This is a genomic window from Streptomyces sp. NPDC050121 (genome assembly GCF_044460385.1).
Taxonomy (GTDB): Bacteria; Actinomycetota; Actinomycetes; order Streptomycetales; family Streptomycetaceae; genus Streptomyces; species Streptomyces soliscabiei.
In genome coordinates this window covers 19,363-30,273 of the sequence record NZ_JBITJV010000042.1, presented here as the reverse complement: position 1 = coordinate 30,273, position 10,911 = coordinate 19,363, and the positions used below count along the sequence as shown (strand labels likewise).

General features: G+C 70.9%; 8 protein-coding genes and 4 pseudogenes. 9 read left to right on the top strand and 3 right to left on the bottom strand.

All coding sequences use genetic code 11. The annotated features are described in order from the left end of the window. Positions 1 to 7: 7 nt before the first annotated feature. Positions 8 to 1,543, bottom strand: coding sequence for a helix-turn-helix domain-containing protein (locus ACIBTS_RS40730; RefSeq protein WP_399325815.1), 1,536 nt, complete (start codon positions 1,541 to 1,543; stop codon positions 8 to 10). 465 nt (positions 1,544 to 2,008) lie between these two features. On the opposite strand from ACIBTS_RS40730, the gene ACIBTS_RS40725 reads away from it, so the two are divergent. The 5 genes and pseudogenes from ACIBTS_RS40725 (at position 2,009) to ACIBTS_RS40705 (ending at position 5,729) form a co-directional block, all read left to right on the top strand. Next, positions 2,009 to 2,629, top strand: coding sequence for an L-threonylcarbamoyladenylate synthase (locus ACIBTS_RS40725; protein WP_399325813.1), 621 nt, complete (start codon positions 2,009 to 2,011; stop codon positions 2,627 to 2,629). Positions 2,630 to 2,756: 127 nt separating this feature from the next. After that, positions 2,757 to 3,512: a dienelactone hydrolase family protein gene (locus ACIBTS_RS40720; protein ID WP_319672979.1), complete on the top strand. Its 756-nt coding sequence runs from the start codon at positions 2,757 to 2,759 to the stop codon at positions 3,510 to 3,512. Between the two features lie 170 nt (positions 3,513 to 3,682). Then, positions 3,683 to 4,867, top strand: coding sequence for a glycoside hydrolase family 64 protein (locus ACIBTS_RS40715; RefSeq protein ID WP_399325810.1), 1,185 nt, complete (start codon positions 3,683 to 3,685; stop codon positions 4,865 to 4,867). A 6-nt stretch (positions 4,868 to 4,873) separates the two neighbouring features. After that, positions 4,874 to 5,116: pseudogene (locus tag ACIBTS_RS40710) on the top strand (transposase); the annotation flags it as partial. A 190-nt stretch (positions 5,117 to 5,306) separates the two neighbouring features. Further along, positions 5,307 to 5,729, top strand: a complete 423-nt coding sequence (locus ACIBTS_RS40705; RefSeq protein ID WP_399325808.1) for a hypothetical protein — start codon at positions 5,307 to 5,309, stop codon at positions 5,727 to 5,729. On the opposite strand, the pseudogene ACIBTS_RS40700 reads toward ACIBTS_RS40705, so the two are convergent. Next, a pseudogene (locus ACIBTS_RS40700) lies at positions 5,708 to 5,926 on the bottom strand (transcriptional regulator); the annotation flags it as partial. The gene ACIBTS_RS40705 and the pseudogene ACIBTS_RS40700 overlap by 22 nt on opposite strands. 400 nt (positions 5,927 to 6,326) lie before the next feature. Here ACIBTS_RS40700 and ACIBTS_RS40695 point away from each other — a divergent pair. The 4 genes and pseudogenes from ACIBTS_RS40695 to ACIBTS_RS40680 form a co-directional block, all read left to right on the top strand. After that, a pseudogene (locus ACIBTS_RS40695) lies at positions 6,327 to 6,714 on the top strand (MHYT domain-containing protein); the annotation flags it as partial. Positions 6,715 to 6,902: 188 nt separating this feature from the next. Then, positions 6,903 to 8,408: a metallophosphoesterase family protein gene (locus ACIBTS_RS40690; RefSeq protein ID WP_399325807.1), complete on the top strand. Its 1,506-nt coding sequence runs from the start codon at positions 6,903 to 6,905 to the stop codon at positions 8,406 to 8,408. Positions 8,409 to 8,475: 67 nt separating this feature from the next. Continuing rightward, positions 8,476 to 9,504, top strand: coding sequence for an LLM class flavin-dependent oxidoreductase (locus tag ACIBTS_RS40685; RefSeq protein WP_399325805.1), 1,029 nt, complete (start codon positions 8,476 to 8,478; stop codon positions 9,502 to 9,504). Between the two features lie 59 nt (positions 9,505 to 9,563). Continuing rightward, positions 9,564 to 10,394 (top strand): aldo/keto reductase, encoded by an 831-nt coding sequence (locus ACIBTS_RS40680; RefSeq protein WP_399325803.1) that lies wholly within the window; start codon positions 9,564 to 9,566, stop codon positions 10,392 to 10,394. 42 nt (positions 10,395 to 10,436) lie between these two features. On the opposite strand, the pseudogene ACIBTS_RS40675 reads toward ACIBTS_RS40680, so the two are convergent. Then, positions 10,437 to 10,881: pseudogene (locus tag ACIBTS_RS40675) on the bottom strand (histidine kinase); the annotation flags it as partial. Between the last annotated feature and the right edge of the window lie 30 nt (positions 10,882 to 10,911).

Genomic DNA, 10,911 nt, shown 5'->3' with positions numbered 1-10,911 from the left:
GGAGGACTCACCTGTGCACAGCAGAGTCCGGATGGCCCGATTCAGCCCGCCCGGCCGATCCGTGCAGGTCGGGCTGGTCGAGGTCGCCGACCACCAGATGGGCCAGGACGACTTCGTAGAGGTCGCTGCCGGCGGCGAGGAGCTGGCGTTCCAGGACGGGTTCGGCGCTGCGGACATGTTCGCGGACGGTCTGCGCGTGCACGCCCAGCAGGTGGGCGGCCCGTTCGGCGTTGCCGCCGACGGCGATCCAGGCGCGCAGGGTACCGCGCAGGTCACGACCGTCGGTGTCGAGGCGGGCCAGCAGGTCCTGCGCCCAGCCGCTCAGCGCGGGCCCGGCGAGCAGCTCACCGAGGCGGGCGGGGGCCGGCTCACCGCCCGTGAGGTCGTCCGCGATGGCGACCTGGGCGTTGAGCGCGAGGTGGACGACGGCCCGCACGGTGAGGTCGGAGAAGTCGGTGCGCAGCAGGGCCTCGACGCGTTCCATGCGGGCGCGGACGGTGTTGCGGCTGACGCCGAGCACCTTCGCCGCGCTGACGGCCGTGAACTCCAGGCCGAGGCGGGTGGTGGCGAGGAGTTCGGCGCGGGTGTGGTGCGCCAGGACGTCGAGGGGGCGCAGCAGACGGGTCGTCCAGGAGCGCAGGACCTCGGGGTCCATCAGGCGTTCGGGGTGGGTGCGTTCGGCGTAGACGGCCGTCTTGTCGGGTCGGAAGCGGGCGACGGCGAGGGCGCTGACGGCCTGGCCGTAGGCGGTGGCGGTGCGGGCGAGGCTCTGGCGGACGCTGCCGCCGAGGAACGCGCCGGGGTGGCGGTCGCACAGGGCGCGCAGGGCGCGGCCGGCGCTGTCGTCCGGGACGACGACGATGACGTGGCCGTCCATGGCGGGGCAGCGCACGACGAGGGCTTCGTCGTGGGTCGCCGCCAGGCAGGCCGCGGCGAGCCGGTCGCGTTCCTCGGGGCTGCTCTCGACGACGTAGACGCAGGCGGTGTCGGTGTCCAGCAGGCCGGGCCACAGCCCGGCGGCGACGCGGCGGGCGGCGACGGTGTCCTCGACCATGAGCAGTTGCAGGATGGCCAGGCGCAGATCGGCGGTGGCGCGGGCCAGGCGGTGTCCGGTCGCCGCGGTCTGCTGTGCGCGCAGCAGGAGTTCCAGGGCGCCCACGGTGTGCGTGACGATGTCGGAGGCGCGCCGGTCGAAGGGGCGCGTGCGGGTGACGGCGAGCACGCCGGCGGCGGCCGGACGCGGGAGTTCGACCCTGATCAGGCGCACGTACCTGCCCCCGCCCTCCCAGGCGGCGGAGGCGAGGCGGCCGCCGGTGATGTCGGCGACCAGGCTCTCGTCCAGCGGGGTCGGCGCTCCGGCGAGGAAAGCGCCGGTGTCGTCGCGCAGGGAGACGGTCGCGTCGGCGGTGTCCGCCAGCCACTCGACGATTCTGCCGACGTCGCGTCCCGCGGGGCGCAGGTGGCCGAGGAGTTCCTGCGCCCACGCCGCGTCGGCGCCGTCCGCCGGGTCGGTGTGGAGGCTCTCGTCGTCCGGGCCGGCCATCTCGCCGCTCTCCTCGTCCCCTCACGGCCCGCGCGGGCCGAACCAGTCATATCGGTCCGGGACGTTACCTCACCGGGATGCGAACGCTCACCCGGTGCGAACGCTCCCCCGCCGCACGGCAGCCGGTGACCACGGAGGCGGACCGCGTGGAGGAGCAGGGCCTGGTCCGTGTACGGGTGCGGTGCGGGAACGGGCGACACGGGCGCGGGCGGTGCTCGGTGCGCGGTGCTGTGCAGGTGGCGCGTCGGTGAGGCGAGCGCGTCCAGCGCCGCGCCGAGCGCGCCCGGCTCATCCTCGGTGAGGGACAGCTGCCCTCGGAGGGCTCGGAATGCGGGACGGCGGACGCGGCCCGGCGGTCCAGGGCCCGGTGCAGCGCGGGAAGACACGCCGCGAGCTCGCAGGCCGCACGTCGTGGGGGCCGCCGCCGAGAGGACCGGCGGCCGCGGCACGGCATAAGCTCAGCCAATGGCGAAGTACTACGACGTGCACCCCGACAACCCCCAGCCGCGCACCATCTCCCAGGTCGCTGCCGCCATCCGGGCGGACGCGCTGATCGCGTACCCGACGGATTCCTGCTACGCGCTGGGCTGCCGTCTGGGCAGCAAGGACGGCATCGACCGGATCCGGGCCATCCGCGAACTGGACGACCGGCACCACTTCACCCTCGTCTGCCAGGACTTCGCGCAGCTCGGCCAGTTCGTGCGGGTGGACAAGGACGTGTTCCGCGCGATCAAGGCGTCGACGCCGGGCAGCTACACCTTCATCCTCCCGGCGACGAAGGAGGTGCCGCGCATGCTCCAGCACCCGAAGAAGAAGACGGTGGGCGTGCGCATCCCGGACCATGTCGTCACCCAGGCCCTGCTCGCCGAGCTCGGCGAGCCCCTGCTGTCCAGCACCCTGCTGCTGCCGGGCGAGGACGAGCCGATGACGCAGGGCTGGGAGATCAAGGACCAGCTCGACCACGTGGTGGACGGCGTGGTGGACTCCGGTGACTGCGGCACCGAGCCGACGACGGTCATCGACTTCTCCGACGGCAAGGCGGAGATCGTGCGGCACGGGGCCGGTGACACCTCCCGGTTCGAGTAACTCCCCCGCCGCTCCCGCGGGTCAGGGCCCCTCGCGGCCGGTTCGGTGGTGCGTGCAACGATGAGCGCGGACCGGCCCGGCCGGACCGGTCGAGTGCTCGTCGTGAACCGCGCAGAGAGGCACCCCCATGACCTCCGTACAGGGAACAGCAGTGGACATCCCCACCGAGGACGGCGTCGCGGACGCCTATGTCGCGCATCCGGGCGACGGGACGCCCCGGCCGGGCGTGCTGCTGTACCAGGACGCGTTCGGTCTGCGTCCGCACCTGCGGTCGATGGCCGACCGGCTCGCCGAAGCCGGCTACACGGTGCTGGTGCCCAACTTGTTCTACCGCCACGGGCGCGCCCCCGTCATGGAGTTGCCCGAGTTCATCGACCCCGCCGCGCGCCCGGAGATCTTCGAGACGCTGTACCCGATGGTGCTGGCGCTGACCCCCGAGCTGATCGTCCGGGACGCGGACGCGTATCTGCGGTGGATGGAGGAGAGCCCCCTGGTCGCAGCGGGTCCGGTCGCGGTGACCGGATACTGCATGGGCGCCCGGCTCACCCTGCCCACCGCCGGCGCCCATCCGGACCGGATCGCGGCGGCGGCCGGTTTCCACGGCAGCCGTCTTGTCACCGACGCGCCGGACAGCCCGCATCTGGCGGCCGAACACATCACGGCCGAGGTGTACTTCGGCCACGCCGACAACGACCCCGGCCTGCCGCCGGAGCAGATCGAGCGCTTCGAGGAGGCCCTCACCGCCGCCGGTGTCCGGCACACCTGCGAGGTCTACACCGGCGCCGAGCACGGCTATACGCAGGCCGACACCTCCGCCTACGACGAGCAGGCCGCGGAGCGGCACTGGGCCGCGCTGCTGGATCTGCTGAAGCGGACCTTCTGACCCCGACTCCCTTGACGGGGGCGTCCGTGGCAGGCCGTGCCGCGGACGCCCTCTTTCGTTCACCTTGTTGACATGAGCACATCCCGATGTCACGTTGAGAGCGCTCTCAACAGGTACGGACCAACCCCCACAGGCCTGCCCCACAGGCCTCCCCCGCACGGAGGTGGAGAGTGCTCACCAGGATCAGCACGGCACTGCTCGCGGCGATCGCCCTCATCGGCGCGCTGCTCACCCTGGGACCGCCGGCCGCGGCCGCCGTCCCCGACACCGTCCCGCTCAAGATCACCAACAACTCCGGCCGTGGCGACGCCCTGCACGTCTACAACCTCGGCACCCTGTCGGCGACGGGACAGCAGGGCTGGGCGGACGCGAACGGCGCCTTCCACGCCTGGCCCGCCGGCGGCACCCCGCCCACCCCGGCGCCCGACGCGTCGATCACGGGACCGGCCGCCGGACAGTCCGCCACGATCCGCATCCCGAAGTTCTCGGGCCGGATCTACTTCTCGTACGGACGCAAGCTCGACTTCCGCCTGACCACCGGCGGGCTGGTGCAGCCGGCCGTGCAGAACCCGAGCGACCCGAACCGCGACATCCTGTTCAACTGGTCGGAGTACACGCTGAACGACTCCGGGCTGTGGCTGAACAGCACCCAGGTCGACATGTTCTCCGCGCCGTACGCGGTCGGCGTGCAGCGCGCCGACGGGAGCACGGTGAGCACCGGGCATCTCAGGACCGGCGGCTACAACGGGTTCTTCTCCGCCTTGCGCGCTCAGCCCGGCGGCTGGGCGAACCTCGTCCAGAGCCGGTCCGACGGGACCGTGCTGCGGGCGATCTCCCCGCTGTACGGGGTGGAGACCGGGGCCCTTCCGGCGAACGTCATGGACGACTACGTCAACCGCGTCTGGCAGAAGTACGCCACGACGACCCTGACCGTGACGCCGTTCGCCGACCAGCCGGGCACGAAGTACTACGGCCGCGTCTCGGGCGGGGTCATGAACTTCACCAACGCCTCCGGAACGGTCCTCACCAGCTTCCAGAAACCGGACGCAGCGAGCATCTTCGGCTGCCACAGGCTCCTCGACGCCCCGAACGACGCCGTGCGCGGGCCCATCTCCCGCACCCTGTGCGCGGGCTTCAACCGCTCCACGCTGCTCGTCGAAAGCAACCAGCCGGACACCACGACGGCGAACTTCTACCAGGACGCGGTGACCAACCACTACGCGCGCAGGATCCACGCGCAGATGGCCGACGGGAAGGCGTACGCGTTCGCCTTCGACGACGTCGGACAGCAGGAGTCGCTCGTCCACGACGGCGCGCCGCGCCAGGCGTACCTGACGCTCGACCCGCTGAACTGAGCGGACGAGATTCGCAAGGTCATCTGCTCGTCGAAAGCCATCGAGAGCGTCAACGCCCGCATACGCAAGGCCGTCCGGGCCCGCGGCCACTTCCCCAACGAAGCCGCCGCCCTCAAATGCGTCTACACGGCGTTGATGAGCCTCGACCCGACGGGCCAGGGCCGCAAGAGGTGGACCACGCGCTGGAAGGCACCCCTCAACGCGTTCCAGATCGCCTTCGAGGGCCGGCTCACCCCGGCCAACAACTGAACCTCAACAACCAAGATCAGCCGTTAAATTGACACACCCCCGCCCCGATGAAGGGATAAGCGACAAGCTGAGCTCATGTACGACCGCTGTCGTCGCTGTCTTGAAGGTCCATTCCCTGCAGGGAATTGTCGGTCATTGCCGCGCATTGCACGATCTGATCCGAAGAGACGTGCCCTGCAAGGAGTTTCACATGATCGAGATCGACCCGCAGCACCTGGCTGACCGCTACATGGCTCAATGGACGCTGTCGGACGCCGCCGAACGGCGCGCGGCCATCGAGCGGCTGTGGGCCGAGGACGGCACCCATATCCTTCACCCGCCCGCGGAGATCAGAGAGATCGCCGCGGAACTCGGCTTCGACCACACGATTTTGGAGGCTCAGGGGTACGACGCCATCGAAGCCAGAGTGGCGCGAAGCTACGAGCGGTTCGTCGAGAAAGAGGGATTCACCTTCCGGGCCCGCGCCGACGCGGTGCGCCTCAATGGCGTGGTCAAGTTCCGTTGGGAGACGGTGTCCACCGAAACCGACGACGTAGTGGGCGGCGGCCTGGACATTCTCGTGCTCGACGACGACGGCCGGATCAAGGCCGATTACATGTTCCCGGGGGCCTGATCCGCAGCAGCAGCGGCGCCCATTGGCCCGGCGGCCGCCGAGAGTGCCTCGGCTGTCGCCGCGTCGGCCGGCAGGAACGCCTCCAGCTTCAGCTCGGCAAGCGTTATGTCAACGGCGGTGGCGAAGGTGGTCACGGTCGTCATCAGGTGCAGCTCACCGTACGAGGACTGCAGGCGGAGCGGAACTGCGAAACCGAGTAGCCAGAAGCCGCTTGGAGCCCAGGCCGATGGGTGAGGAGCGAAGGTGAGCAGGTCTGGGCCCCCCTGAGCGGAGGGTGGGGTTTTCAAGGCTCTGTCCGCAGTTCCGTGAATCCCCAGGTCAGCGAAGGGAGCGAGGGATCGTTTCGGCAGAGTATGTCCCGGCATGGCGGGCAAGACGGTCGAGGCTGTGCTGTTTCCCGGATCGATGTGCGAGTGGAGCGCGTCAGCGACTCCTCCGACGTCCTGGTGGTGGAGGCTGTGTCCACCGCTCGCCCCGGCCGGTGCCCGGACTGCCGGAAACAGGCGAGGCGCGCGCACAGCACGCATCAACGCGACCTGAATGAAAGGCTGGGCTCTCACCGGGGCATAGTCCGGCTGCGGGTCCGCCGATACTTAAGGAGGAGCTCTGGGGCTGCGCTGTATCGTGCGGACGCTGCTCAACAACGATTCGTGGAAGCCGGGTTGGCTGGCCCTGGGGACCGCTTCGATCGGCTGTGGCATCTGGACGATGCACTTCATCGCCATGATCGGCTTCCAGGTGGAGGAGACACGGATCGGCTACCACGCCGGTCTGACGGTGCTCAGCCTCGCCGTCGCGATCGCGGTTGGTCGGCGTCGGCGTGTTCATCGTGGGCTACCGGGGTGCCGCCCGCGGGTCACTGTCGCTCGCGGGCGTCGTCACCGGTCTCGGGGTCGCGGCCATGCACTACCTGGGCATGGCGGCGCTGCGGCTCAACGGGGACATCGACTACGCCCCGCCCACCGTGGCGCTGTCCGTGCTGATCGTCGGGCGACGGTGAGGAACTCCTCGGCGCGGCGGTATCGGTCGGCGTGGTCGAGGTAGCCACCGCGCCGCGTTCCTCGGCGGTAGCCTGCGCCCTGTCGAGGGCGACCTCGAGCCCGGCGGGCGCGGGAGGGACGCGCGGGAGCACCCGCCCGTGGCCGTGCATTGGATCATTGCTACGGTGCAGCGGTGTCTGACTCCTCACGCGATACCGCCGAAGGCGCAGGCTGGGGCGGCGCCGAACGCGGCGCCTACCAGCAGCTCATGCCGGGCCGGGTCGAGAAGATCTCGTGGCTGAATCCCCGGACGCTGTGGGCCGCCCGCAACGGCGTGCTGGCCTCCTGGTTCGGCGACCCGACGGGCCGCACCCGTGGCCGCCTGGTGGCGCAGCGCGCGGCGGCCGGCGCCCCCGCCGACAAAATGATCCGGCGTCAGGACCCGGACGACTTCTCCTTCATGGTCATCGGCGACACCGGCGAGGGCGACGATCCCCAGTACGCCGTCGTGCCGGGCTTTCTGAGGGTCAGTCAGGGCACGTCGTTCGCCGTCGTCGCCAGTGACGTCATCTACCCGGTCGGCAGCGCCGACGACTACGGCACCAAGTTCTTCCGCCCGTACCGCGACTACCGCGCCCCCATCTACGCGATACCGGGCAACCACGACTGGTACGAGGACCTCGGCGCGTTCATGCGGGTCTTCTGCGGCGACGCCCCGCCCCTGCCCGCCGAGCCCGCGCCGCGCCTCCTCAGCCGGGCCTGGCTGCGGTCCCTGCTGTGGCACCGGCCGCGCCCGGGTGACGGTCAACGGCTTCCCGAAGCACGCGAGTTGAGGTCGGCCCCGGTCCAACAGGCCGTGCAGCCGGGGCCGTACTGGGCGATCGACGCAGGCCCGGTGCGGATCATAGGGATCGACACCGGATTGCTGGGCACCCTGGACGCCGAACAGGGCGCGTGGCTGCGCGAGGTGTCCCGGGGGCCGCGGCCGAAGATCCTCATCACCGGCTCACCCCTGTACGTCGACGGCGAGCACCACCCGTGCCCCATCGAGGGCGGCGGCACCGTCGACGACATCGTCAGCGCGCCCGAGCACCGCTACGTTGCGGCGATAGGCGGCGACATCCACAACTACCAGCGCTATCCGGTGCGGCTGGCGGACGGCCGGACCCTGCAGTACGTGGTCTCGGGAGGCGGGGGCGCCTTCATGCACGCCACGCACACCATCCCCCGGGTGTCCGTCGCCGGCGTCACCGAGGAGGACTTCCGCTGCTATCCGCTGCGCGGCGACTCCCTCGCCTTCTACAGCCGACTCTACGGGCGCCGGCTGCGGCTGCGCCGCTTCTTCGCGCTCACCGAGGCCGAGGGCCAGGCGGTCGTCGCCGAGCGGCTGGGCATCGGGCCGACCCGGACGCCGGGCCCGGAGGTGCGGGTGACGCGGCGGATCCGGCTGATCGCCGGCCTGCTGGGCACCGGGAGCCGCCCGGACCGCCGCAAACGGTTCCGGCTGCCCGTCCGCAAGATCTACACCCAGCTGTTCTCGCCGAGCTCGGCGACGTACAGCCCGCCGTTCTTCAAGTGCTTCCTGCGGCTGGACGTGACGCCGGAGTCGGTCCGGCTGCGCTGCTACGCGGCCACCGGCAATCTCGCGCAGGAACTGAACCCGCCGGTCGAGGACGCGGTCACCATCCCGCTGATCTGATCACACGCACGCAATGTTCGCCTGCCAGAATCGGGGCAGAACCGACGTACGACCGCTGGAGGAGTCCGTGTCGCCGACCTCACGCCCCTTGCGCAAGCTGGGCTTCCTCACCATCGGACTGTTCGAAGGGGACGACCCCGGCCGGGGTCACGAGACCACCCTGGAGATCATCGAGCTGGGCGAACGGCTCGGCTTCGACAGCGCCTGGGTGCGCCACCGCCACCTGCAGTACGGCATCTCCTCCCCCGTGGCCGTGCTGGCGGCGGCCTCGCAACGCACCCGCCGGATCGAGCTCGGCACCGCGGTCATCCCGCTGGGCTGGGAGAACCCGCTGCGTCTCGCGGAGGACCTGGCGACGGTCGACATCCTGTCCGGGGGCCGGCTCAACCCGGGGGTGAGCGTCGGCCCGCCGATGCACTACGACCAGGTCAAGGAGGCCCTGTACCCGGACACGTCCGGCGCGGAGGACTTCGGCTACGAGCGGGTGCGACGGCTGCTGGACTTCGTACGCGGTAAGTCCGCCACCGACTTCAGCGGGGTCGAGGGCTTCGAGGTGTTCTCCGACCGGGTGCAGCCGCACTCCCCGGGCCTCGGCCGCAGGCTGTGGTATGGCGGGGGCAGCCTGAACTCGGCCGAGTGGGCCGGGGAACACGGCATGAACTTCCTCACCAGCAGCGTCGTCAAGGCCGAAGGCCCAGACGACACACGGGACTTCGCCGAGATCCAGCTCTCCCACATCCGCGCCTTCCGCGCCGCCCACGCCGACGCCGAATCCGCCCGCGTCTCCCAGGGCCTCGTGGTCATCCCCACCGACTCCGCCTCACCCGAACAGCGCGTGAAATACGAGGAGTTCGTGGCCAAGCGGCTGCCCCGTACGACCTCCCCGCAGGGCCCGGCCCGGCTGCTGTTCGCACCCGACCTGGTGGGCTCCTCGGACGAGATCGCCGAACGCCTGCACGCCCACGCCGCGTTCCGTGAGATCGACGAGGTCGCCTTCGCGCTGCCGTTCACCTTCGAGCACGAGGACTATGTGCAGATCCTGACCGACATGGCGACGAAGCTGGGTCCGGCGCTGGGCTGGCGGCGCTCCGGTTGATCGATGCGCCCCCTGTCCCCGAGGCTGGAGGGACGACACAGTCGAGGGAAGGCCCCATCGTGATCAACATCCCGGCGCACCCGCTCAACGACGGCACGAAGCTCCCGGCCCTGGGCCTGGGCACCTGGCCGATGGACGACGCCCAGGCGGAGGAGGCGGTGGCCGGGGCGCTGGGCCTCGGCTACCGGCTGCTCGACACGGCGGCGAACTACCGCAACGAGAGCGGGGTCGGCCGCGGGGTGGCCCGGAGCGGGGTGGCGCGCGAGGAGATCGTGGTGACCACGAAGCTGCCCGGCCGTCATCATGGCTATGAGGAGACCCTCGCCTCCTTCGAGGAGTCCCGGCAGCGGCTCGGTCTCGCCTACCTGGACCTGTATCTGATCCACTGGCCGCTGCCCCGGGTCGACAAGTACGTCGACTCCTGGCGGGCCATGATCAAGCTGCGCGAGGACGGCCTGGTCCGCTCGATCGGCGTCTCCAACTTCACCGCCGAGCACATCGAACGGCTGGAGAAGGAGACGGGCGTGCTGCCCTCCGTCAACCAGATCGAGCTGCACCCGCTCTTCCCGCAGGACGCGCTGCGCGCCTTCCACGAGGCCAAGGGCGTCCGCACGCAGAGCTGGAGCCCGCTGGGCCGCGGCTCGGCGCTCCTGGACGATCCGGCCGTCGTCTCCGTCGCCGAGGCGCTGGGCGTGACTCCCGGCCAGGTCGTGCTGCGCTGGCACCTCCAGCTCGGCGCGGTCCCCATCCCGAAGTCGTCGAGCCCCGAGCGGCAGCGCGCCAACCTCGATGTCTTCGGCTTCGAACTCGGCCCGGCGCAGATGGCGGCGATCGCGGACCGGGTGCCCGAGCGCCTGGGCGGGGACCCCGAGGTGCACGAGGAGTTCTGAGCGGCGTCTTTTCCGGTCAGCCGGTGAGTCCGTGACTTCCAGTTCCTGGACGATGCGGTACACCGCCAGCCGGTGGGTGGTGGGGGCCTGCTCGGGTTCGCCGTCCGTGATCAGCTCGACGCGCCGGCCGGCGGAACGGGCCTCGTCGACCAGTTCCCGCACGTCCCTCACGGCGGGCGTGAGCGCGGAACCCGGCTGCGTGGCGTCGGCGTCGCTTAGGGCACCGAGCACGTCCCGCAGGTCGGCCAGGGCTTCGACGGACGCGGTGCGCAGCAGACCGAGGCGTTCGACGACCGGGGCGGGCAGGGTGGCGCTCCTGGTGGCGAGAACACCGGTGTGCAGGGAGATCAGGCTCAGCCGGTGGGCTCAGCCGGTGGGCGAGCACATCGTGCATTTCGGTGGAGATACGGGACCGCTCCGCGGCACGGGCCGCCTCTTCGCGCAGCTGCGCCTCCACGCGCAGATGCTCGACGTCCGAGGCCGCGAGCGGGCGCCGTGGGCCGGCGCATCCCCGGCA

Bases quoted from the DNA above. Each gene is read 5' to 3' on its own strand.
- ACIBTS_RS40725 (WP_399325813.1), top strand. From the start codon at position 2,009: ATGGCGAAGTACTACGACGTGCACCCCGACAACCCCCAGCCGCGCACC.
- ACIBTS_RS40730 (WP_399325815.1), bottom strand. From the start codon at position 1,543: ATGGCCGGCCCGGACGACGAGAGCCTCCACACCGACCCGGCGGACGGC.
- ACIBTS_RS40705 (WP_399325808.1), top strand. From the start codon at position 5,307: ATGATCGAGATCGACCCGCAGCACCTGGCTGACCGCTACATGGCTCAA.
- ACIBTS_RS40720 (WP_319672979.1), top strand. From the start codon at position 2,757: ATGACCTCCGTACAGGGAACAGCAGTGGACATCCCCACCGAGGACGGC.